Origin of the sequence: Kosakonia cowanii JCM 10956 = DSM 18146, from assembly GCF_001975225.1 — a bacterium.
In the GTDB taxonomy this organism is placed as follows: domain Bacteria; phylum Pseudomonadota; class Gammaproteobacteria; order Enterobacterales; family Enterobacteriaceae; genus Kosakonia; species Kosakonia cowanii.
Window position 1 is genome coordinate 3826290 of record NZ_CP019445.1, and the last position, 22733, is coordinate 3849022.

The following is a 22733-nucleotide window of genomic DNA, read 5'->3' on the forward strand; positions in this document are numbered from 1 at the left end:
TTACTGCTCCCCCTTTCCGCTACGCTGCGCCACTTCCGGTGCCGCGCCCGGCTCATCCTCAGTCGGCAAATGCGACATCAGTTTCAGTAAAAACCGCAGGCCGAGGGCGAAGACCAGTAAATAGACCAGCACGGTGGCGATAAGCGACCCGAGCACCAGTTGGCCGCTGACCGGCGAGACGCTATCCATGGTGCGCAACACACCGTACACGGTCCACGGCTGGCGTCCGGTCTCCGTGACCCACCAGCCAGCGAGCATCGCCACAAAGCCCGCGGGGGCCATCAGCACCATCACACGCTGTAGCCAGCGTGCCTGCCACAATCTGCCGCGCAGGCGCACCACCAGCCCCGCAATGCCGGTTGCTACCATCAGCAGGCCAAGCCCGACCATCAGGCGAAAGGCCCAGAACACCCCCGGCACCCACGGCAGATCCGCCGCCGGATACTGGTTCAACGTATGGATGCGCCCCTGCAAATTGTGCCGCAAATAGAGCGAGCCAATGTTGGGGATGGCGACTTCGTAATGGTTACGCCGCGCCTGCATATCCGGCAGCGCAAAGAGGCGCAGCGGTTCACCCTCGCCCGCTGGCGGCGGATCCCAGGCACCCTCCATTGCCGCCAGTTTGATCGGTTGATGATCGCGGGTGTTCTCGCCGTGCAGATCGCCCAGCACCGCCTGCAAAGGTGCCAGCAGCACCAGCATCCACATTGCCAGCGAGAACATTTTGCGGGCAGGCGCGGCATGCGCGTCGCGCAGCAGATGCCATGCACCGCAGGCCGCCACCAGGCAGGCTGTACCGAGCAGCGCCGCCACCGTCATATGCGCCAGCCGCCACGGAAAGGAGGGATTAAAAATGGCCGCCCACCAGTCGACGGGCAGGAAACGCCCGTCGGCTGCCAGCGTGTAACCGTCCGGCGTCTGCATCCATGAGTTGGCCGCAAGGATCCAGAAGGCGCTAAACAGCGTACCGATGGCGACAATGGTGGTAGCCATAAAGTGCACCCACGGGCGCACCCGGCCCATGCCGAAGAGCATCACCCCCATAAACCCTGCCTCGAGGAAGAAGGCGACGAGGATCTCCATATACATCATCGGCCCGAGTATCGCCCCGGCGCGGCTGGAGAGTGCGCTCCAGTTGGTGCCGAAAACGAATTCCATCACCACGCCGGTGACCACGCCGACCGCCACATTGAGGGCGAAGATCTTGCTCCAGTAGCGCCAGAGCGAGAGCCACACGGGCTGCCTGCGCCACAGCCACATCCCTTCGAGAAACATCAGAAACAGCGCGAGGCCGAGGGTGAAGGCCGCCAGCACAATATGAAAGCCGATAGTGAAGGCAAACTGGCTGCGCGCCAGCAGCAGAGCGAACTCCTGGCTCATTACGCGTCGCTGGGTTTGCCGGTGAAGGCGGAGATCGGTTTATCCACCGGCTCCTCCATGCGCCGCGAAAAGGCCTTAAGCCCCTGTAACAGCGGCTGCACGGTGCCCCACAGCTCATCATCCTGCAACATCTTCCATACGCCGTGCACCCCCGGCGCTTTATGCTGCTCCTGCGACGGCGGCTGGCTGAAGGCTTCGGCCATATCGCGCAGGCCAAAGGCCAGCTTGTACATTTTGTCCGGCGAGACGCTGGAGAGCGCCATCAGCAGCACCGAGATATTTTGCAGGGCGTTGAGCGTGCCTTCGCGCTGCAGGCCCTTTACCAACACCTCGGCGATTTCGTTATTGGCACCAACCACATCGTTGGCGAGGCGCAGCACGCCGTGTTCGTGCAATGTCTGGAGTAAACGCTCCAGCTCTTCATGGGCGTCGGGGCCGATTTTGGCCGGCTCCGGCTGATAATCAATTGCTTTAGCCATTAAAATTTCTCCGGATGGGGTTCGCTTGCGGGGGGCTGGCGGTAGTCGTCGCGCTGCCACTTCTCTTCGACGGGCACCTTATCAATCGGCGTGCGGCTGCCGTGGCGGAAATTGTGTTTCGGTAGCGGGTCGGGCAGCGGCGGGCGATCGAGCAGCGTCAGGCGCACCGCCAGCTCTTTATAAGCCGGGGTATTCACCTGCGGATCGTGGTGCTCGCCGGTAAGGACGTTGACGCCCTCTTTGCCGTGATGAATGGGGATAAAGAGTTCGTTGCCCGCCACGCGATCGGTGATCACCACCGGCACGTCGATCTCACCGCGTCGGGAGGTGAGTTTCACCCAGCTTCCCTCCTGCAAACCGCGCGCGGCGGCAAGGGTCGGGCTGACCTCAACAAACCAGTTTGGCGACAGGCTGGTGGTGCGTCCGCCCTGCCCGCTCTGGTTGGTCGACTGAAAATGCTCCAGCATGCGGCCATTGTTAAGATGCAGATCGTATTCCTCATCGGCACTCTCTTCCGGCGCACTCCAGCTTAACGGGTAGAGGTTGGCGCGGCCATCCGGCGTGTTGAAGCGCTCGGTATAGAGCAGCGGCGTGCTGCTGCCATCCGCCTTCACCGGCCAGATTTGCGATTTCCACCCGTCAAGGCGCTGATAGCTGACGCCCGCGAAGCTCTCCGCAATGCTCGCCGCCTCATGCATAATCTCCTGCGGGTGTTGATACCCCCAGTCATAGCCCATACGCGCGGCGAGCTGGGTGAGGATCTGCCAGTCCGGGCGGCTGTCGCCAAGCGGTGGCATCACCGGGTAGAAGCGCTGGATGCGCCGCTCGGTATTCACAAAGCTACCCTCTTTTTCCACGCTCGGGCAGCCGGGCAGCACCACATCGGCAAACTGCGCGGTGCGGCTGAGAAAGAGATCCTGCACCACAAGAAAGTCGAGGTCAGTGAAGCCTTCATGCACACTGTGGGCATCGGCATCCGCAAAGGCGGTATCTTCGCCAATTACATACATGGCGCGGATCTGCTTTTCACGCGCCATCTTCACCATCATAAAGTTGTCCTCCCCCACCTCCAGCGAGAGCCGTTCCGCTGGCACGCCCCAGGCGTTGGCCCATTTCGCGCGCACGGCGGGATCGCTGACGGACTCATACCCAGGGTAGAAGTTCTTCAGGCAGCCAAAATCGCTCGCCCCCTGCACATTATTATGTCCGCGCATCGGATAGCCGCCAGTGCCCGGCCGCCCGTAATTGCCAGTCACCAGTAACAGATTGGAGAGTGCGGTGCTGGCATCCGCACCGTGGCTGTGCTGCGTGATGCCCATCGCCCACATAATGCAGACACGCCCGGCCTTGCCGATCATATCGGCGGCACGGGTGAGGAGCTCGGGCGATAAGCCGGTCTGTTCGGCGGCAAAATCAAGTGTGAATGGAGCAAGGGACTGGCGGTACTCCTCCACCTTATTGACTCTACTGGCGAGAAACGCCTCATCGGCATAGCCGTTATCAAACATGTAGCGCGACATGGCGCTGGCCCAGGCGAGATCGCTTCCGGGCTGAATGCGCAAGTGCAGATCGGCGCGCTCGGCCATTTCGTGACGGCGCGGGTCGACCACCAGCCACTGCTGGCCGTGGTGCTTTTTCGCCGCTTTCAGACGCGAGGCGATCACCGGGTGGTTTTCAGCGGTGTTGCTGCCAACAATGATCACCAGATCGGCCTTGATGAGATCCTCAATGGTACCGGCATCGCCGCCGTAACCAACAGTACGAAACAGCCCTTCCGTCGCCGGGTTCTGGCAGTAGCGGGAGGAGTTATCAACGCTGTTGGTGCCAATAATCGCGCGGGCAATTTTCTGCGTCAGATAGGCCTCTTCATTGCTGCCTTTGCTGGAGCCGATAAAACCGATGCTCTCTGCGCCAGCGTTGTCGCGGATGGAGAGGAGACGTTTCGCCACCAGATCGAGCGCCTCGTCCCAGCTTGCCGGGCGGAAGCGCCCGTGTTCGCGGATAAGCGGTGTGGTGATGCGCTCCGGGCTGTTGATAAAGTCCCAGGCGAATTTGCCTTTTACGCAGGTGGAGATGCTGTTCACTGGCGCTTCGACGCTCGGCTGCACCTTTAACAGGTGGCGATCGCGGGTCCACATCTCGAAGGAGCAGCCAACGCCGCAGTAGGTGCAGACGGTTTTGGTGCGTTTAATCTCCTGCTGGCGCAGGTGAGTATCGATCACCGAGACGCCGGAGATAATCTCCGCCCCGGTGGAGTTTTCCAGGGTTTTAATGATGTCGATCAGCGGGCGCTTCAGCGACTGGCGCATCGAGGTGAACGGCCCGGCGTCGGGCTGCATGCTCTTCTCCATCAGCGCATTACAGGGGCATACCGTGACGCAGTGCCCACAGCTGACGCAGCTGGAACCGGCAATTTGTGTGCCGCCGTCCCACAGCACGCGCGGGTGCTCCATGGTGTAATCGATGCTCAGGGTTTCATTCACTTCAACATTCTGGCAGGCATCCACACAGCGGCCGCAGAGAATGCACTGATCGGGATCGTAGGTGTAAAAGGGGTTGGAGTGATCTTTGACATAGGGTTTGCGCTCAAAGGCATAGCGCTGAATCGGGATATGCATATCCACTACGGTGTTATGCAGCGTGCAGTCGCCGGTGTTGTGCTCGCAGACGGTGCAGTAGAGTTCATGTTTTGCCAGTAGCCGATCCATCCCCTCTTCGCGCGCCGCGCGGGCGGGTTCGTTCGCTGAATTAATCACCATGCCTTCACGGCTACGCAGCGTGCAGCCGCGTACCAGCTCCCCTTCCGATTCCACCCAGCAGACATCGCAGGTTTGCAGCGGATCGAGCGCCGGGTGGTAACAGACATGGGGCAGTTTCACATTACAGTGTTCAAGGAAGGGGATCAGCGGCATGTCCGCCGGGCCAATAAGGGGCTTACCATCATAAATGACGGTACATTTTTGCAGGCTCATGTTACTTCCTCACCAATAAAGGGCTGTACGTCCACTCCCGGAGCAATCGACCGCGCGTAACAGTGCGGCTCGTCGCCCCTGTTCGGGTGGCGTATCGGTTATTAAGGTTTAAACGTAGACCCTGCCGCCCCGCTGAGCCAAACGGCCACGATATATTTATTCGTAAGCCTAAGATTTCTCTCAAAACCATAAGCAAAAATGATATATCACGCCCCTTCAAACGTAAATTTTTGTCAAAAAAAGCGCAGCGCAAGAATGTTTTGTGACAATCAACGCCGATAGTTTCGCAAGTTATTATTCGGAATGGGTTTTACTTTTCGCTAAGTCACTTATTTTAAAGATGCCTTTCAGATGACCGTTTGGTCTAATTAAAATATATCCTCTTAAACGATATTATATTTTTGTTAATTTCCGCCTTCCCCCTGCCGTTTGACTATTCCCCAAGCGGGTCTAAATTTAATGACGAACGCTGGCGACACTGTTCACAAATAAAGTGTCGTTACACTGAAACAACGAAACAGGAGAAATATTATGGCTGAACATCGTGGTGGCTCAGGTAATTTCGCCGAGAATCGTGAAAAGGCATCAGAAGCAGGCCGCAAAGGCGGTCAACAGAGCGGCGGTAATTTCAAAAACGATCCGCAGCGCGCTTCCGAAGCAGGTAAAAAAGGCGGCCAGAATAGCCACAGCGGCGGCCGTAAATCCGGCAATAACTAATATTGCCGTGATGGAAAATCACTGCTTTGAAATTAAAGATTAATAACTGGCGAGCCAGCGATGGCTCGCTATTTTTAACGCTATTATTGGGTGGATATTATGCAGATTAATACGCTTAACGACCTTTTTATTCATGGTTTATCCGACATTTACAGCGCTGAGAAGCAGCTGGCGCGCGCACTGACCAAAATGGCGCGCGAAGCCTCTAACGCTGAGCTGGTGCAGGCATTTAAACAGCACCTCGAAGAGACCCATGGTCAGATTGAACGTATCGATATGCTGCTGGAAGCAGAAGCTAACGTGAAACTGAAACGTATGAAGTGTCATGCGATGGAAGGTCTGGTTGAAGAAGCGAACGAAGTGATCGAAGCGAGCGAAAAAGGCACCCTGCGCGATGCGGGCCTGATTGCCGCCGCGCAAAAAGTGGAGCACTACGAAATTGCCTCTTACGGCACGCTCTGCACGCTGGCAAAACAGTTGGGCTATAAGAAAGCAGCTGAGCTGCTGGCGCAAACCCTGGAAGAGGAGAAAAATACCGATAATCTCCTGACTAAAATCGCCACCAGCAAAATTAACCAGAAAGCAGAAGTGGAATAATTTCCCGCTTCGTTGTGGCTGATAACCGCTTTAAATGACAGTGAGTTAATCTGCGGTCAATTTAAAGGCGTTATCAGCCAAAAGAGTATGCGCACACCAAGGTAAACGGTACGGCAAAAGTCAGGCAAGGCGAACTCTTGTTATTGCACGATAAATTAACGTCGATAACCTGCGTGGTCATTATTATAAGAATGACCTAATTCCTTGATTTAGCACTTTGATTAGCCGTACTGAATTATTTCAGGATGCACGGTGTGTTACAACGGCATACCTCTTTTACTGGCGTGGTCTTTACGATCACCACTCCTGGAACATATTGCGGCAATGTCGGCACCTCGATTCGCAATCAGACAGGCTGTCGTCACCGATGAGGAACAAGATATGCAACAGAACCTGAAACGTGTAAGGAATGTCCGTGTTAATTCGCGCACCAGCGCCGATCTCGGCTGGCAGGTGCAGGATGAGTTTGAACGTACTCGCCTGGAAAAACCCTTCGTACCGGTACAGGTGGTCGCCAGTAATGAAGAAGCACTGCCACGCGCACACCGTGAACCGAAGCTCGATCCGCTCCAGCAATACCTCGTCGCAAGGATGGCGAATCGCCAGCAGGTGAAGGAGCTGGCTGAACAACATGAGTAACAGAGGGTAAAGACCCTCCCGCTATGTGCCTTGCCTGACTTGCCCGGCCTTTATACGCCGGGCATTTTTCGCTCCGCTGGTTGACTTATTTTGTTATCAGCGTACTTTTCAGGACATGAAAACCTTCCTGATTATTGTGCCTGATGGCGGCATGCTGTTTGAATCCGCCGGTATTGCCGACATTCTGATGCAGGCCAATCGCCTGCACCCGGACGGCACCGGTGAACCCCGTTATACCCTGCGTATTGCCACCACCCAACCTCACCCGGTGATCCATGGCCAGTCCGGTTTAAACCTGTTAGCCGACCATCGGCTGCCGGAGATCGATCCGCGCAAGCCCTGGGACACCATTATGATCACCGGTCGCGGTAACGACGAAGAGGAAGGCACGGCGGTCGTGGACTGGCTGCGTCTTGCCGCTCCCCATGCGCGCCGCGTGGTCTCCATCTGCGGCGGTGCGATGCTGCTGGCGCAGGCGGGTCTGCTGGATGGCCGCCGGGCGACAACACACTGGCGGCTGCTGGAGACGATGCAGCGCTGTTACCCCGCTATCACGGTTGAAAGCGGCCCGCTCTATATTCAGGATGGCCCGGTCTGGACCTCCGGCGGCGTCAGCTCCGGGTTCGATCTTACCCTTGCGCTGGTGGAAGAGGATTACGGGTTTACCCTCGCCCGCGATGTGGCGCAGGATCTGGTGATGTATCTGCGCCGCCCCGGCGGGCAACTACAGTTTAGCCGCTACCATCTGCAACAGGCCGAAAACAGCGGGCCAATCAGCACGCTGCAAAGCTGGATATTGCAAAACCTCGCGGCGGATTTAAGCGTTGAGGCGCTGGCCGAACAGGTGGCGATGAGCCCGCGCAATTTCACCCGCGTCTTTACCCGCGAAACCGGCATCTCCCCGGCGCGTTATGTTGCCGAAGCGCGCCTTGCCGCCGCGCGCGACAGGCTTGAGCAGAGCCGCGACACGCTGGAGCGCATCGCCCTGCAAACCGGCTTTGGCAGCAGCATCAACCTGCGCCGCACCTTTGAGCGCCAGTTGCACCTCACCCCCGGCGAATATCGCCAGCGTTTCCACCGCCGCACTTTGGCGTAAAGTGATCCTTTTTTGTCATTTACGCCAAAAGATGCCAGGCCTACAGTGAATGCAGACCCCGATTGGAAGGAGAGCATCATGGTTAAGGTTGGCATTAATGGTTTTGGCCGTATCGGCCGCAACGTGTTACGAGCAGCGCTGGGCAATGCAGACGTTGAGATCGTGGCGATTAACGATCTCACCGACAGTAAAACCCTCGCGCACCTGCTGAAGTACGACTCGCTTTCCGGCACACTCCCGGTGCCGGTTGAGGCGGGCGAAGGCGAACTGCGGGTTGATGGCAAAACGATCCGCGTGTTTAGCGAGCGCGATCCGGCAGCGATCCCGTGGCGCGAGGTGGGCGCAGAGATAGTGATCGAAGCGACCGGCTTTTTTACCGACCGTGAGAAAGCGGCGGTACATATCAGCAGCGGCGGCGCAAAGCGGGTGATTATCTCCGCGCCGGGTAAAAACGACGATTTAACCATTGTGCTGGGCGTGAACGATGGGCAGTACGATCCGCAAAAACACCTCGTGGTGAGCAACGGCAGCTGCACTACCAACGGCCTGGCTCCCGCCGCCCAGGTGCTGCACCAGCACTTTGGCATTGAGCATGGCCTGATGAACACCACCCATGCTTACACCAACAGCCAGGCGCTGCACGACCAGCCAGAGAAAGATCTGCGCGGTGCGCGTGCGGCGGCGCTCTCAATTGTCCCCTACTCCAGCGGCGCGGCGAAAGCGCTGGGGAAAGTGATCCCGGAGCTCGAAGGTCGCCTGACCGGGTATTCGTTACGCGTGCCGGTGCCGGTGGTGTCGATTGTTGACCTGACCGTAACCCTGAAGCGCGATGTGACGGCAGATGAAGTGAATAACGCCTTCCGCGAAGCCGCTGCCGCCGGGCCATTGCAAGGGATCCTCGGTTACAGCGATGAGCCGCTGGTCTCCAGTGATTATCAGGGCGATGCGCGTTCATCGATTATCGACGGGCTCTCAACGCTGGTGATTGGCGGCAATATGGTGAAAATCCTCGCCTGGTACGATAACGAGTGGGGATTCTCCAACCGGCTGGTGGAGCTTGCGGCACTGATGGCGAAACGCGGGCTATAAGCGGATTGCCGGATGGCGGTTACGTAAACGGAGCCACTGAAACCGCGTAGGCCGGATAAGCGTGTAACGCGCCATCCGGCAATTTCTCCGCGGCACCGATTGCCGGATGGCGGCTTCGCCTTATCCGGCCTACAAAAACGGAGCCACTGAAACCGCGTAGGCCGGATAAGCGTGTAACGCGCCATCCGGCATTATCTCCGCTGCACCCTTGCCGGATGGCGGCTTCGCCTTATCCGGCCTACAAAACCGCGCCTACAGCGACACCTTCATTGCATTTACCTGCGGTCTCGCAGCGACGGTGTTGACCCCCGCTGAAATCGGCGAACCGAAGCGTGAATGACAAGGCCTGGACGCCATGGATGGCGGACAGAGGCGAACCGAGACATGGACTCGTTCCAGCATGGAACGAGTAAGTCGAGTCGAGCCGGCCGCCGTCAGACGCGCGGGAGGTGAGCGCAGTGCGCAGCACCGATTTCCTCGCGGGGCCGCGGGGATTGACAAGGGGAGCGCGGCCGCTCCCCTTGTCCCGTTCACCGCATAAGAGATCAATGAAACTCCCCAATGCCTGGTGAACGGAACCCATCCACCAAAGCCACATACCAACCCCATCGCCGGATGGCGGCTTCGTTGCTGTAGGCCGGATAAGCGTTTACGCGCCATCCGGCAATTTTTACATCGCCATATCCACCACAATACGGCCGGTGATCTTCCCGGCGCGCATACGATCGAAAATGTCGTTGATGTTCTCCAGCGGCTCCACGGCGATCTCGGCATGCACCTTGTTGCGCCCGGCGAAATCGAGCGCCTCCTGCAGATCCTTACGCGTACCGACAATCGACCCGCGCACCGTAATGCCATCCAGCACCATATTGAAGATCGACAGATCGAACGTGCCTGGCGGCAGACCGTTGAGCACCATGGTGCCGCCACGCCGCATCATGGTAGTGGCCTGCGCGAAGGCCTTCGGCGACACCGCCGTGACCAGCACGCCGTGCGCGCCGCCAAACTCCTCGTGAAAACGCGTGCCGGGATCTTCGTTAAGGGCATTTACCACCACTGACGCCCCAAGACGGCGGGCAAACGCCAGTTTCTCATCGTCAATATCGACCGCCGCGACATTCATCCCCATCGCCACCGCATACTGAATGGCTAAATGCCCCAGCCCGCCAATCCCGGAGATCACCACCCACTGCCCGGCGGAGGCTTCGGTCATCTTCAGCCCTTTATAGACTGTCACCCCGGCGCAGAGAATCGGCGCGATTTCGTTGAAACCGACATTATCCGGCAGGATGCCGACGTAGTTAGCATCCGCCAGGCAATATTCGGCGAAGCTGCCGTTAACCGAGTAACCAGAGTTCTGCTGGCCATGGCACAGCGTCTCCCAGCCGCCGAGGCAGTGTTCGCAATGCCCGCAGGCCGAGTAGAGCCACGGCACGCCGACGCGATCGCCCTCTTTGATATGCGTCACGCCTGCGCCCACCGCAACCACATGGCCAACGCCCTCATGGCCCGGAATAAACGGCGGGTTGGGTTTTACCGGCCAGTCACCTTCCGCGGCGTGCAGATCCGTATGGCACACGCCGGTGGCAGCGATTTTGACCAGGATCTTGCCCGGTGCCACGGCAGGCACCATCACCTCTTCAATCACCAACGGTTGACCAAACGCCTTCACGACGGCGGCCTTCATGCTTTTCAGTTGCATTCTTTCACCCTCATGCTGATGGATAATCAATAGAGACCCAGCGGGGAACCGCTGTAGCTGACCAGCAGGTTTTTGATCTGCTGATAGTGGCTGAGCGCCAGTTTGTGGGTTTCACGCCCCACGCCTGAGTTTTTGTAGCCGCCGAACGCCGCATGCGCCGGGTAGAGGTGGTAGCAGTTGGTCCAGACACGACCCGCTTTAATCGCACGCCCCATACGCCACGCGCGGTTGATATCCAGCGTCCACAGCCCGGCACCGAGGCCATATTCTGTATCGTTGGCAATTTGCAGCGCTTCCGCCTCATCTTTAAAGGTGGTGATACCGATCACAGGCCCGAAGATCTCCTCCTGGAAGCAGCGCATTTTGTTGTGGCCTTTGATCAGCGTCGGCTGAATGTAGTAGCCCTTTTCCAGCTTATCGCCATGCTCAAGGTGCGCGCCGCCAGCGATAATTTCGCCGCCCTCTTCACGGGCGATATTGATGTAGGAGAGGATTTTATCGTACTGCTCCTGGGATGCCTGCGCGCCAATCATGGTGTCGGTGTCGAACGGGTCGCCTTTACGGATGTTCTCCATGCGGGCAATCACTTTTTCAATAAACTGCGGGTAGATGGACTCCTGCACCAGCACGCGCGACGGGCAGGTGCAGACTTCGCCCTGGTTGAAGAAGCCGAGCACCACCCCTTCGATCGCTTTATCGATATACTCGGCGTCGCCATTAAGCACATCTTCAAAGTAGATATTGGGGGATTTACCGCCCAGTTCGACGGTGCTGGGGATGATGTTTTCAGCCGCGCAGGCCAGGATGTGGCGGCCAATCGGCGTTGAGCCGGTAAAGGCAATCTTCTCGATGCGCTTGCTGCGCGCCAGCGGCTCGCCCGCTTCCATACCGAAACCGTGCACCACGTTCAGCACACCTTTCGGCAACAGATCGCCAATCACTTCCATCAGCACGCAGATGCCCAGCGGCGTCTGCTCAGCAGGTTTCAGCACCACGCAGTTACCGGCGGCCAGCGCGGGCGCCAGCTTCCAGGCGGCCATCAGGATCGGGAAGTTCCACGGGATAATCTGCCCGACCACGCCGAGCGGTTCATAGATATGGTATGCGACGGTATTGCTGTCGATCTCTGCCGCTGTCCCCTCCTGCGCGCGGACGCAGCCGGCAAAATAGCGGAAGTGATCGACAGCAAGAGGAATATCGGCACCCAGCGTTTCGCGAATCGGCTTGCCGTTGTCCCAGGTTTCCGTTAACGCCAGCAGCTCAAGGTTGGCTTCGATGCGATCGGCAATTTTCAGCAGCACATTGGCGCGATCCTGCACGCTGGTTTTGCCCCAGCTCTCGGCGGCGGCATGGGCGGCGTCGAGCGCTTTTTCGATATCTTCCGACCCGGAGCGCGGGAACTCGGCAATTACCTCTCCGGTCACCGGCGAGGTATTCGTAAACCAGCGGCCCTCAATCGGATCGACAAATTCGCCGCCAATATAGTTGCCATAACGCGGCTTATAAGAGACTTTCGCGCCATCAAGGCCAGGGTGCAGATATTTCATAAGGTGTTCCTCGTTATTATCGGTACAGAAGAGGCGTCTCACATCGTGGTGGACAGAAGCATATAAGCAGTTGTTATGCCAACCGCTTACATGTCGTCAACAAAAAAAGGTAAAATATTATAAAAATCAATGAGTAATAAAATTTTCATTATGGGAATGCAAAGTGGGGTAACAAAAAAGTGTGATGGCGATTACGGGAAGTGTGTTGCATGTCGCTACATACGCGACACTCATGTGATACACAATTGCAACATTTCAATTATCGGAGAGTAACATGCCATCACGCGCCCGATCGTTGTCCCCCGCCTCGCACGAGGTCAGCCTGCCACATCAACTGGAAGATTCCTGGCAGCGCAGTTCACGTTATGGATTAACCCGGGATGATGACGTGCAGCCCTGGGTGGCCTCCTCTCTGCTCAATGACGCCCGCGCGGAGAATGGCTGGGTGAACCACCTGGTCGCCCCGCTGCTGGCGCGCCTGCGTCCGCAACTCTCCAGCCATCCGTCGATTCTGGTGTTGTCCGATGCCACCGGCCTGGTGCTGGAGACCTACGGGAATAGCGACTTTCTGCATAAAGCGCAGCGTTTTGCCCTCTCGCCGGGCCATTTGTGGGGCGAACACGCGCGCGGCACCAATGCCATCGGCACGGCGCTGGCATTACAGTGCCACTGCGAAGTCTCCGGCGGCGAACACTTTCTCAGCCGTAACGCCGGGCTATTCTGCTCCGCCGCGCCGGTGTTTCGCCCCGATGGGCAGATTGCTGGCGTACTGGATCTCTCCACCCCGGCTCAGACCCCGCGCCGCGATGCTTCGGCATTGATCCGCCGTGCGGTGTGCCAGATTGAACATAGCTGGGCCAGCAGCGCGCTCGGCGCAAACCGGTGGTTGTTAAGCCTGCATCACGATCGGGCGGTGCTCGGCAGCGCGCAGGAGCTGCTGCTTATTTTTGAAGAGAACACCCTGCTCGGCGCGAACCGGCTGGCGATGGAGGAGTTTTCCCTTACCGCCAACCACTTTGGCGCGATGGAGATCGACACCCTCTTCCCCGGTTTCAGTGCAAAAGCCGGTGAGTGCGCCCTCGAATCGAGCCACGCGCGCCACTACTTTGCCCGCCAGACGCTGCCCGCCCGGCGCTACAGCGCGCCGCGTACGGTGTATCAGCCGGATCACATGGCGCGCGAAAAAGAGAAAGCGCTGCGCATCGTTAATGCCGGTATCGCCCTGTGTATTACGGGTGAAACGGGCTGCGGCAAAGAGCATCTGGCGCGTGAGCTTTTTCAGCGCAGCCAGTGGCATGAGGGGAAATTTGTCGCCATCAACTGCGCGGCGCTGCCGGAGCCGTTGATTGAGTCTGAACTCTTCGGCTATGTCCCCGGCGCGTTTACCGGCGCAAACCCGAAGGGGTATATCGGTAAATGCCGCGAAGCCGATGGCGGCGTGCTGTTCCTGGATGAGATTGGCGATATGCCGCTGGCGCTGCAAACCCGCTTGCTGCGCGTGCTACAGGAGAAGCGCGTGACGCCGCTCGGCGCCAACAGCAGCATGGAGGTCAACTTCACGCTGATTTGTGCCACCCACCAGGATCTCGCCGCGCGCGTGCAGGCCGGCAGCTTCCGCGAGGATCTGCTCTATCGCATTCAGGAGTTTCACCTGCCGATCCCGCCGCTGCGCGCATGGCCGCACCTGCCGGGCTTTATTGAAAAATTGTGGCATGAACTGGGTGCTGCCCGCCGCGGGCTGACATTAAGCGATGAGGTGCTCAACGCACTGGCGCAGCGACCGTGGCCCGGCAATGTGCGCCAGTTGCTGAGCCAGCTGCGCGTACTGATGGCGCTGGCGGAAGATGGCGATCGCATTACGCTTAGCGATCTGCCGGGCGAACCGGTCAGCGCCATAAAAACAGATACAGCACCGCAGGCCGATGCCCGGCAGGCGATTGCCGAAGCGCAGGGCAATATGAGCCTGGCGGCGAAGAAGCTGGGCATTTCGCGCAGCACGCTCTACCGGCGGCTGGAGAAGGAGCAGCCAGGCCGCTAAGCGGCAGCCCGGCTCCCCCTGCCAGGCTCTACCCGGCAACGGTGGCATTGATCCAGTCCGCATAGTAGCTGACGCGCGTGAACTGCTGCGCCGGCAGAATGAGATCCCGCGAGACAATGCCGACAACGTAACGGCTGCCATTGTAATCAGCAAACAACGGGCCGCCAGAATCGCCCCCGGCGGTGGCGTAACCAGCACAGATATGCATCTGCGGCTCGAAATAGGTCGGCGGATAGAACTGCGGGACATCGATACACTGGCTATCTGGCAGCACGCTCAGGTGCCCTTTATAGAGCACATTAGGTTGCAGACCATTTTCATTCACGCCAAAACCCACGCCGGTCAGTGGAATATCCGTCAGCGCTGCGGGTGGCTCATCGCCCGGGTTATTTCCGGCCAGCAGCGCAAAATCGGTGCTGGTGGTTTCACGGGCCAGTTTAATTAAAGCGATATCGTATTTTGCCGTGCCCTCCATTGTCGACTCATCATATGAGGGGTGCACAACAACTTTCTCAACCGGCACACTCTCTTTTATTTTTAGCGGCTGGTAACTCTCCGCGCCAATTAAAATATTGGCTTCGGTTAAATCAAATGTGGTGGCGCAGTGCGCGGCGGTTAATATCCAGCGGGAATTAACCAGTACGCCACCGCAGCGGTGCCCGGCGAGCGTATTGTTGGCGTTGATGGTGATAAACTCAGGAAATTCGCCGGGTTGCGCCGGTGTGCCGTTGACGATCCTGACCATGCGGTCACTGGCTGAAGCCATATTTACACTGGCAAATGGCAAAAGCGCGGCGACAACGCAAAGCGCCGTTTTAATTTTTGGGTTCACTCTGTTTTCTCCGAAATAGGGCCGACACACACGCAGGGCAGCAATAATCGCCGCCTTTTTTGAAATAGCGTAATTCTGTTAACCGGGTCATATTGATGATTTAAAGCTGAGTGAAATATATAAAGTGCGGCGCGGGAAGTAAACAGAGACACTTTTCCTGTTGTTGCGATTATTCTCAACCCACACTTCGCACAAGGCGTACAAAATGATTTAACGCCTCATCATCCCTGCTCCGTTATTAATGCCGACATCTGATAAATATTTCAGCATGGCAAAACCGGTTATCTCTGCATTGATATCTGGCGATAAAAAGCGCGGGCGGGTAAGATGGCCCTTCACCGTTAAGCGTTTGATTATTCAGACAAATGATAAAAAGGAAATCATAAGTTATATGGATACTTCAACTTACTCGCTCGCCAATGGTATTGCCCTTACCCTGCGCACGCCTGCTGCGACAGGCCCCCATCCTACCGTCGTGTTATGTCATGGCTTCTGCGGCATCCAGCCGATTCTGCTGCCAGCTTTCGCTGAGGCCTTTACCAGGGCCGGTTTTGCTACAGTCACCTTCGATTATCGCGGCTTTGGCGACAGCGAAGGGGAGCGTGGACGCCTGGTGCCTGCTATGCAGATTGAGGATATTCTTTCGGTTGTAGCGTGGGTCGGCGAGCAGCCCGCGCTGGATGCCGGGCGCATCGGAGTGTGGGGCACCTCATTTGGCGGCTGCCACATCTTCGCCGCTGCCGCGCAGGATGCGCGTATAAAATGCGTGGTCAGCCAGCTGGCGTTTGCCGACGGTGAGGCGATCGTCACCGGCCATATGAATGAAGGCGAAAAGCGCGCCTTTATCGACACGCTGGATAAGATGGCGCAGAAACAGCAGGCGACCGGCAAAGAGATGATGGTGGCGATTACGCGCGTGCTCTCCGATGCGGAATCAAAAGCATTCTTTGAGGAGAACCGCACCCGCTTCCCGCAGATGGATATCAAAATCCCCTTTTTAACCGTTCGCGAAACGCTGAATTATCACCCCGCTGAGTGGGCAGCAAAGGTGAGCTGTCCGACGCTGGTAGTAATTGCGGCTGAGGATAGCGTCAACCCGCCCGCACAAGGCCGGGCGCTGTTTGACGCAGTGGCAGCAGCAGAGAAAGCGCTGCACGAAGAGGCCGGCGCGCGCCATTACGATATCTATAGTGGGGAGGCGTTTGAGCGTGTCAGCAAGGTGCAAACCGCATGGTTTGCCCGCCATCTGTAGGGCATAAAAAAAGGCGCACCGCGGTGCGCCTCTCTTATTTACAGCGCCATATCATGCTGTGGCGCGTTTTCGCTCTTCGGCGCGGCTGGCGTTGCAGCCTGCGCGTCTTTCATGTCGATAACCGGCGGCTTGGTCAGCTCCAGCGCGGCGGCGGTGTCATCCCACACCTGCTGCGTCAGTGCGACGTTGCCGTTCAGATGCTGACCAAAGCTTGGTACAACCTCTTTGATCTTGCTCTGCCACTCCGGCGAGTTGAACTGCTCCGGGAACATCTTCTTGATGACGTTCAGGGCAATCGGCGCTGCGGTAGAGGCACCCGGCGATGCGCCTAACAGCGCAGAGAGGGTTTTCGGCTGATCGACCACCACTTCGGTGCCCAGCTTCAGCACGCCGCCTTTATCTTCATCTTTCTTGATGATCTGTACGCGCTGACCGGCCTGGATCAGTTTCCAGTCCTCTTTACGTGCCTGCGGGTAGTACTCTTTCAGCGCTTCAAAGCGGTCGTCGTCGCTCAGCATCACCTGACCCATCAGGTATTTCACCAGGTCAAAGTTATCCAGACCTACATGGGTCATCGGCATAAAGTTGCTGGTGGTGGTGGTGCTCAGCAGATCAAAGAAGGAGCCGTTTTTCAGGAACTTGGTCGAGAAGGTCGCGAATGGCCCGAACAGCACCACGCGTTTACCGTCAATGACGCGCGCATCGATATGCGGAACCGACATCGGCGGTGCGCCCACGGAAGCCTGACCATACACTTTCTGACGGTGAATGTTGGTTACAGCCGGGTTTTCGGTCATCAGGAAGGAGCCGCCTACCGGGAAGCCCGCATAGTTGTCCGCTTCCGGAATACCGGTTTTTTGCAGCAGCTTCAACGCGCCGCCACCGGCACCGATAAAGACATATTTCGCATCGATGGTGTGCTCATCGCCGCTTTTCACATCTTTGATCGTCACATGCCAGGAGTTGTCGGCATTACGTTTGAAATCGGTAACTTCAGACGAAGTTTGCAGCGAGAAGTTTTTGCTCTTTTTCAGGCTACCGATCAGCTGGCGGGTAATTTCGCCATAGTTCACATCGGTACCGACCGGAGTCCAGGTCGCGGCCACTTTTTGCTGCGGATCGCGCCCTTCCATCACTAGCGGTGCCCACTGTTTAATTTGCTGGTGATCGGTGGAGAATTTCATTCCCTGGAATAGCGTGGTTTGCTGCAGCGCTGCATAACGTTTTGCCAGATAATCCACATTATCGCCCCAGACAAAACTCATGTGCGGCGTGGAATTAATAAAGGAGTGCGGGTTGGTTAAAATACCGCGCTTCACCTGGGTGGACCAGAACTGACGGGAAATCATAAATTGTTCATTAATTTCCAGCGCCTTGGTGACATCAATGGAGCCGTCTTCACGCTGTGGCGTGTAGTTCAGTTCCATATTTGCCGAGTGACCGGTACCGGCATTATTCCAGCCGTTAGAGGACTCAAGCGCAACGCCGTCGAGCTTCTCAACCATCACCTGTTTCCACTCCGGTTGCAGGGTCTGCAGCCAGGTGCCCAGGGAGGCGCTCATGATACCGCCGCCAATCAGCAGGAAGTCGGTTTTTTGGTTCTCTTCCGCCCATGCACTGGTCGCAGAGCTGACGAGCATCGCGACGGCGCTGAAGGCAATAATTGTTTTTTTCATTGCAGGCATAATTATTCGGTTAGGTAACAACAAGTGATTCGTGGTGACGCATATTAACGTATTTTTACGTTAATTTAAAATATCATTCACAAAATAGAATAATTTTGTTTTTATTTGCTCTTTGCTTTTTTTAATTAAAAAAAGTAGTGACGCACTCTGTGTGGACTTATTTTGGCGGGAATTTATCTTAGGGGGAGAAATAAAATTTAGCGTATTTCAATTAAATGGAAAATAAATAACGGCCGCACGCAGCGGCCGAATAGCGATTATCAGGCGTCTACTCTTTCACTTTCTGCACCAGCGATCGCCAGACGCAAATGGCGATGGTTCTCTGCCAGCAGAACCTGCGCCCGCGAAGCACTCACGCCGGTCAGCAGCATTAAAATGGCAGCGCGACACTCATTATTCGCCTGCGCCAGCGCACGTTTCGCCTCTTCACGTGTGCAGTTGCTTGCCGCCATCACCACGGCGATCTGCCGCTCGGCCCAGTGCAGATTCACCGGTGCCACGTCGACGCGCAGGTTGCCGTAAACGCGCCCACCACGAATGGCCAGTCCGGTAGAAAACATGCTGAGGATCTGCTGCTGTGCCAGCTGCGCTTTTGGCTCGCCAAAACCGCTTACCGCTTCGGCTCCCGTATCGGGCGCAATGACAATATCGGCGTACTGCGCCGCTTCGCACGCCTGTGCGCGAGTGATCAACGCCACGCATGCCCCAAGCGCCCTCGCCTGCTGCAGCGCCCCGTTTGCCCACGGTGTTTTGCCGCTTAACGACAGCACCACCAGCATATCGCGCGCCGTTAGCCCCAGCGCCTTGAGATCGTTACCGCCGCAGGTGTAGTCGCTCGCGGCGCGATCCTGCTCTGTTTTCCTTGCCCGTGCGCCACCGGCCATTAACGCCAGCAGCCCGTGCTGGCTATCCGGCGCGAACGCCTCGACAGTTTGTACTGCCGCCCGCCCCGAGGCACCCGCCCCGGCAAGCACCACTCTTGCGCCCTGGTTAAGCGTCGCGCTGGCGTTGTCAACCAGCCGGGTGATCGCCGGCAGACAGGCGGTTACCGCCTGCGTGACCTCTTCACTCTCCTGATGGATAAGTGTCAGCATATCCAGCGTGGCGAGGCGGTCGATATCGCCCGTGCGGCTATTACGACGCGCCTCCATTGAACCGTTTGGCTTACTGCTCATACCCTGCTCCTTGTTAAAGGTTCCCCACACACTATAAGGGTATTTGCGCTTGCTGCTTGCGAGTGGGGTCACGCTTCCCGGCGCGACTATTTTTCCTCATTTATCACGCGGCTTTATGAATTGCCGCCCATCGGCGATAATACCTTTTCTCAGTTGAATAATTCGGGTTCGGCATGACTCAAATAGCGCCCACGGCGACCTCCCCGCGCAAACGGCCAATGAAGTTCGGCACCATGGTTACACTTATGGTGTGCAGCGTGACGGGTTCCGTGCTGCTGCTGGCTTGCGCCCTCTGGTTCTGGCAGATAAGCAACGCCACGCGCGACGGCGTGAAAGCAACCGGGTTCGCAGTGGCGCGTACCCTTGCCAATGCCCCGGAAATCAGGCGCGGGCTGCTCCTGCCACCCAATAGCAATGTTATTCAACCTCTTGCGCAGGCGGTGGCGGCGCGAAACGATCTGCTCTATGCGGTGGTGACTAATATGCAGGGCATTCGCTACGCGCACCCGAATGCCAGCATGATCGGGCAGAACTTTATTGGCGAGGATCTGCAGCCTGCGTTAAAGGGCCACGAGAATGCCGCAGTGAACCGCGGCGTACTGGCGCCGGCGCTGCGCGTTTTTACCCCGGTTTATGATGAGCGCCACCAGCAGATTGGCGTCGTGGTGGTCGGCATTTCGTTAAGCGAGGTCGACGAGCAGGTCAGCCGTAGCCGCCAGGCGGCGATGTGGATTTTAATATTCAGCGCACTGGTGGGCTTTGTTGGCGTCTGGCAAGTGGTGCGGGTGTTAAAGCGGATTCTGCTCGGGCTTGAGCCGTATGAGATTTCAGCCCAGTTTAAACAGCGCCAGGCGATGTTGCAGTCCCTTAAAGAGGGAGTAATGGCGGTCGATGCCGACGGGCGCGTGACGCTGCTGAACCATGCCGGGCGGCGGATGTTACTCAGCAGTACGGCGCAGGGCGCAGGCACCCATCAACCTCTGCTTGCTGATCTGCTGAGCGTGTTGCAGACCGGCACACCTATTTTCGATCGCGAGCTGGGGTGCAATGGTCGTCTGCTGCTCAGTAACACCGTACCGGTACGCAGCCAGGAGAGTATTATCGGCGCGATTTGTACTTTCCGCGATAAGACCGAGGTGAGCCAGTTGATGCAAAGACTCGATGGTATGGTCAATTATGTCGATGCCTTGCGAACCACCTCGCACGAATTCATGAACAAGTTGCATGTCATCCTCGGTCTGTTAAATATGAAGCGCTATGACAAGCTGCAGGAGTATGTGCTGCAAACGGCCCAGAACTACCAGAGCGATATCGGCGCGATCCAGCATCAGATCAAGTCGCCGGTGGTGGCCGGTTTTCTGCTCGGTAAAATCAACCGGGCCAAAGAGTGTGGTTTTACCCTGACGCTGGCCGATGAGAGCCACGTGCCGGATAACCCGAATGAGAAACAGGTGACGGTGCTGGTTACCGTGCTTGGTAATTTGATTGAAAATGCGCTCGATGCGATGAGCGGCCAGCAGGAGGGTGAAGTCGGTCTGTTCCTGCATTACCAGGATGGCTGGCTGGCTGGTGAAGTGAGCGATGACGGGCCGGGTATTGCGCCGGGCAATATCGAGGCTATCTTTCGCAAAGGCTTCTCTACCAAGGGTGAAAACCGCGGTGTCGGGCTTTTCCTCGCCAGCCAGCAGCTGGCTGAACTTGGCGGCACCGTGAGCGTGGAATCTGAACCCGGTGTATTTACCCAATTTTTTGTCCATCTCCCGTGGGATAGTGAAAGGAAGAACGCGTGATAAATGTATTAATTGTTGACGATGATGCCATGGTTGCCGAGCTGAACCGCATGTATGTGGCGCAGATAGCCGGTTTTCAGTGCTGCGGCACGGCGTCAACGCTGCGTCAGGCGGAGGAGATGGTGAATAATCCGCTGCTTGAGATCGATCTGGTGCTGCTGGATGTCTATATGCAGCAGGACAGCGGTCTCGATCTGCTGCCGATTATTCGCGCCAGCGGGCGGGCTATCGACGTGATTATGATCACCTCTTCTGCCGATGCCGCCACCATTCAGACCTCACTGCACTACGGTGTGGTCGACTATCTGATTAAGCCGTTCCAGTTCCCGCGTTTTGAAGAGGCGCTTACCACCTGGCGCGAGAAGCGCAAGCTGATGGATGCGCACCCCTACTATGAGCAGTCGGATGTTGATCGCCTGCTGCACGGCGGCGCGCCGGAAGTTGCAGACACCCGTCGGTTGCCGAAGGGGCTCACTGCCCAGACCCTGCGCACCATTTGCCAGTGGATCGATGCCCATCCGGGGATTGAGTTTTCGACGGATGAGCTGGCGAATGCGGTCAATATCTCCCGCGTCTCCTGCCGTAAATATCTGATCTGGCTCGCGCAGATCAATATTCTCTACACCACCATCCACTATGGTGCGACCGGTCGGCCGGTCTATCGCTATCAGCTTATTGCGGAGCAGTACAGCCTGCTCAAGCAGTACAGTCAATAAACCGGTAGCTGTCGTCAACGTGGGTGTAGCTGAAGTGGCGGCGGGAAGAGAGGATCACTTCATGCGTTTTGGTGACGAACAGCGCTTCAATATCCTCGCGCTGTTTCAGAAGCTCACACCCTTTCTCGACGCCGACGCCAAAGAGCAGCGTGGTCCAGATATCGCCATCGAGTGAGTCGCTGGAGATGATGGTCACGCTGTCGAGCTCATTTTCCAGCGGGTAGCCGCTGCGCGGATCGAGGATATGATGCCAGCGTCGGCCGTCCTGCTCGAAATAGCGCTCATAGGTGCCGGAAGTGACTACCGACTGGTTGGCGACCTCAAGCGTGCCAATCAGCGCATCCGCCTGTGCGAACGGCTTTTTCACGCCGATCGACCACCGCTCCTGCGGCGTTCCCAGCGTCTGCACGTTGCCGCCAAGATTGATTAATCCCTCGCTCACCCCCTGCTGGTGCAGATAGTCGCGCACCCGATCGGCAATAAACCCTTTGGCAATCGCGCCGAGATCGATCTCCATCCCGGCCTGCGTAAGAAAAACGCTGCCCGCGGCATCATCAAGGACAACGTCCTGAACGCGCGTGATGCGCAACCGCGCGGCGATCGCGTCCGCCTCTGGCACCCGGTCACCTTTAAACCCGATTCGCCACAGTTTCACCAGCGGGCCAATTGCCAGATTAAAGGCGCTGCCAGGCATCATGCTGGCGGCTTTCGCGCATTTGATAAGCTCAAAAACCGGACGGCTAACGGCAACCGGATGCCGCCCTGCGGCGTGATTGATTGCCATCACTTCAGAGTTGGCGCGGTTGACGGTGAAAAGATCTTCGTAGCGCTTAATCAGGGAGAATACGCGGGAGGCGAGCGCCTCATCATGGACAAAGAGCGTGAGCAGGATGGGCGAGCCCATCAGCACGGCTGAGTAGCGCCAGCTCGGATTAGCAGACATTGCATACTCCTTCTGTTGCGTACTGGTGGCGCTACGCTTATCAGGCCAGGGAGAGTGAGAGGCCTGATAAGGCGCAGCCATTTT

General features: G+C 57.4%; 18 protein-coding genes. 9 read left to right on the top strand and 9 right to left on the bottom strand.

Annotated elements, in window-relative coordinates; translation table 11 throughout:
- From BWI95_RS18115 to fdhF, 3 genes are read right to left on the bottom strand one after another with little or no spacing between them, the layout of a single operon-like run.
- Entirely contained in the window at window positions 1–1380 is a 1380-nt protein-coding gene (locus BWI95_RS18115; RefSeq protein WP_076769977.1) for a cytochrome ubiquinol oxidase subunit I, read from the bottom strand.
- Entirely contained in the window at window positions 1380–1859 is a 480-nt protein-coding gene (locus BWI95_RS18120) for a helical membrane plugin domain-containing protein (RefSeq protein WP_054804190.1), read from the bottom strand. The genes BWI95_RS18115 and BWI95_RS18120 overlap by 1 nt, the downstream gene beginning before the upstream one ends.
- Window positions 1859–4831 (bottom strand): formate dehydrogenase subunit alpha, encoded by a 2973-nt coding sequence (gene fdhF, locus BWI95_RS18125; protein WP_076769978.1) that lies wholly within the window; start codon window positions 4829–4831, stop codon window positions 1859–1861. The genes BWI95_RS18120 and fdhF overlap by 1 nt, the downstream gene beginning before the upstream one ends.
- A gap of 531 nt (window positions 4832–5362) precedes the next feature.
- Between fdhF and BWI95_RS18130 the strand changes: the two genes are divergently transcribed.
- The 5 genes from BWI95_RS18130 (at window position 5363) to gap (ending at window position 8969) form a co-directional block, all read left to right on the top strand.
- On the top strand, window positions 5363–5548 hold the full coding sequence (locus BWI95_RS18130; RefSeq protein ID WP_034812569.1) for a con-10 family general stress protein: 186 nt from the start codon (window positions 5363–5365) through the stop codon (window positions 5546–5548).
- Between the two features lie 99 nt (window positions 5549–5647).
- Window positions 5648–6145, top strand: a complete 498-nt coding sequence (locus tag BWI95_RS18135; protein ID WP_034812573.1) for a YciE/YciF ferroxidase family protein — start codon at window positions 5648–5650, stop codon at window positions 6143–6145.
- A 381-nt stretch (window positions 6146–6526) separates the two neighbouring features.
- On the top strand, window positions 6527–6784 hold the full coding sequence (locus tag BWI95_RS18140) for a hypothetical protein (protein WP_054804191.1): 258 nt from the start codon (window positions 6527–6529) through the stop codon (window positions 6782–6784).
- A 115-nt stretch (window positions 6785–6899) separates the two neighbouring features.
- Window positions 6900–7880 carry a GlxA family transcriptional regulator gene (locus tag BWI95_RS18145; RefSeq protein ID WP_054804192.1) on the top strand — a complete coding sequence of 327 codons (981 nt, stop codon included), beginning with the start codon at window positions 6900–6902 and terminating at the stop codon, window positions 7878–7880.
- Between the two features lie 78 nt (window positions 7881–7958).
- The gene (gene gap / locus BWI95_RS18150) at window positions 7959–8969 is read left to right on the top strand and encodes a type I glyceraldehyde-3-phosphate dehydrogenase (RefSeq protein ID WP_076769979.1); all 1011 of its coding nucleotides are present in this window, start codon (window positions 7959–7961) and stop codon (window positions 8967–8969) included.
- A 670-nt stretch (window positions 8970–9639) separates the two neighbouring features.
- On the opposite strand, the gene adhP is transcribed toward gap, so the two are convergent.
- Window positions 9640–10671, bottom strand: a complete 1032-nt coding sequence (gene adhP / locus BWI95_RS18155; RefSeq protein WP_054804193.1) for an alcohol dehydrogenase AdhP — start codon at window positions 10669–10671, stop codon at window positions 9640–9642.
- Window positions 10672–10697: 26 nt separating this feature from the next.
- Entirely contained in the window at window positions 10698–12218 is a 1521-nt protein-coding gene (gene exaC / locus BWI95_RS18160; protein ID WP_054804194.1) for an acetaldehyde dehydrogenase ExaC, read from the bottom strand.
- 274 nt (window positions 12219–12492) lie between these two features.
- On the opposite strand from exaC, the gene BWI95_RS18165 reads away from it, so the two are divergent.
- Complete coding sequence (locus BWI95_RS18165; protein ID WP_054804195.1) at window positions 12493–14256, top strand: sigma-54-dependent Fis family transcriptional regulator; 1764 nt, start codon at window positions 12493–12495, stop codon at window positions 14254–14256.
- A 28-nt stretch (window positions 14257–14284) separates the two neighbouring features.
- Here the strand turns inward: BWI95_RS18165 and BWI95_RS18170 are convergent, their stop codons facing one another.
- Window positions 14285–15022: a S1 family peptidase gene (locus tag BWI95_RS18170; RefSeq protein ID WP_156884925.1), complete on the bottom strand. Its 738-nt coding sequence runs from the start codon at window positions 15020–15022 to the stop codon at window positions 14285–14287.
- A gap of 457 nt (window positions 15023–15479) precedes the next feature.
- On the opposite strand from BWI95_RS18170, the gene uilS reads away from it, so the two are divergent.
- The gene (uilS, locus tag BWI95_RS18175; protein WP_054804204.1) at window positions 15480–16340 is read left to right on the top strand and encodes a UilS family quorum-quenching N-acyl-homoserine lactonase; all 861 of its coding nucleotides are present in this window, start codon (window positions 15480–15482) and stop codon (window positions 16338–16340) included.
- 38 nt (window positions 16341–16378) lie between these two features.
- On the opposite strand, the gene mqo is transcribed toward uilS, so the two are convergent.
- On the bottom strand, window positions 16379–18025 hold the full coding sequence (mqo, locus tag BWI95_RS18180; RefSeq protein WP_076769981.1) for a malate dehydrogenase (quinone): 1647 nt from the start codon (window positions 18023–18025) through the stop codon (window positions 16379–16381).
- Window positions 18026–18285: 260 nt separating this feature from the next.
- Complete coding sequence (locus tag BWI95_RS18185) at window positions 18286–19200, bottom strand: N-acetylmuramic acid 6-phosphate etherase (RefSeq protein ID WP_076769982.1); 915 nt, start codon at window positions 19198–19200, stop codon at window positions 18286–18288.
- A gap of 173 nt (window positions 19201–19373) precedes the next feature.
- Between BWI95_RS18185 and BWI95_RS18190 the strand changes: the two genes are divergently transcribed.
- Window positions 19374–20990: a sensor histidine kinase gene (locus BWI95_RS18190; protein WP_076769983.1), complete on the top strand. Its 1617-nt coding sequence runs from the start codon at window positions 19374–19376 to the stop codon at window positions 20988–20990.
- Window positions 20987–21706: a two-component system response regulator DcuR gene (gene dcuR / locus BWI95_RS18195; RefSeq protein ID WP_054804197.1), complete on the top strand. Its 720-nt coding sequence runs from the start codon at window positions 20987–20989 to the stop codon at window positions 21704–21706. Before BWI95_RS18190 ends, dcuR begins: the two co-directional genes overlap by 4 nt.
- On the opposite strand, the gene BWI95_RS18200 is transcribed toward dcuR, so the two are convergent.
- A complete protein-coding gene (locus BWI95_RS18200; protein WP_076769984.1) occupies window positions 21687–22649 on the bottom strand; it encodes an FAD:protein FMN transferase in 963 nt (320 codons plus the stop codon). The two genes, dcuR and BWI95_RS18200, sit on opposite strands and share 20 nt — an antisense overlap.
- Between the last annotated feature and the right edge of the window lie 84 nt (window positions 22650–22733).

Excerpts from the sequence above, each read along its gene's own strand:
- BWI95_RS18115 (WP_076769977.1), bottom strand. The coding sequence starts at position 1,380 with ATGAGCCAGGAGTTCGCTCTGCTGCTGGCGCGCAGCCAGTTTGCCTTC.
- BWI95_RS18120 (WP_054804190.1), bottom strand. The coding sequence starts at position 1,859 with ATGGCTAAAGCAATTGATTATCAGCCGGAGCCGGCCAAAATCGGCCCC.
- fdhF (WP_076769978.1), bottom strand. The coding sequence starts at position 4,831 with ATGAGCCTGCAAAAATGTACCGTCATTTATGATGGTAAGCCCCTTATT.
- BWI95_RS18130 (WP_034812569.1), top strand. The coding sequence starts at position 5,363 with ATGGCTGAACATCGTGGTGGCTCAGGTAATTTCGCCGAGAATCGTGAA.
- BWI95_RS18135 (WP_034812573.1), top strand. The coding sequence starts at position 5,648 with ATGCAGATTAATACGCTTAACGACCTTTTTATTCATGGTTTATCCGAC.
- BWI95_RS18140 (WP_054804191.1), top strand. The coding sequence starts at position 6,527 with ATGCAACAGAACCTGAAACGTGTAAGGAATGTCCGTGTTAATTCGCGC.
- BWI95_RS18145 (WP_054804192.1), top strand. The coding sequence starts at position 6,900 with ATGAAAACCTTCCTGATTATTGTGCCTGATGGCGGCATGCTGTTTGAA.
- gap (WP_076769979.1), top strand. The coding sequence starts at position 7,959 with ATGGTTAAGGTTGGCATTAATGGTTTTGGCCGTATCGGCCGCAACGTG.
- adhP (WP_054804193.1), bottom strand. The coding sequence starts at position 10,671 with ATGCAACTGAAAAGCATGAAGGCCGCCGTCGTGAAGGCGTTTGGTCAA.
- exaC (WP_054804194.1), bottom strand. The coding sequence starts at position 12,218 with ATGAAATATCTGCACCCTGGCCTTGATGGCGCGAAAGTCTCTTATAAG.
- BWI95_RS18165 (WP_054804195.1), top strand. The coding sequence starts at position 12,493 with ATGCCATCACGCGCCCGATCGTTGTCCCCCGCCTCGCACGAGGTCAGC.
- BWI95_RS18170 (WP_156884925.1), bottom strand. The coding sequence starts at position 15,022 with ATGGCTTCAGCCAGTGACCGCATGGTCAGGATCGTCAACGGCACACCG.
- uilS (WP_054804204.1), top strand. The coding sequence starts at position 15,480 with ATGGATACTTCAACTTACTCGCTCGCCAATGGTATTGCCCTTACCCTG.
- mqo (WP_076769981.1), bottom strand. The coding sequence starts at position 18,025 with ATGCCTGCAATGAAAAAAACAATTATTGCCTTCAGCGCCGTCGCGATG.
- BWI95_RS18185 (WP_076769982.1), bottom strand. The coding sequence starts at position 19,200 with ATGAGCAGTAAGCCAAACGGTTCAATGGAGGCGCGTCGTAATAGCCGC.
- BWI95_RS18190 (WP_076769983.1), top strand. The coding sequence starts at position 19,374 with ATGACTCAAATAGCGCCCACGGCGACCTCCCCGCGCAAACGGCCAATG.
- BWI95_RS18200 (WP_076769984.1), bottom strand. The coding sequence starts at position 22,649 with ATGTCTGCTAATCCGAGCTGGCGCTACTCAGCCGTGCTGATGGGCTCG.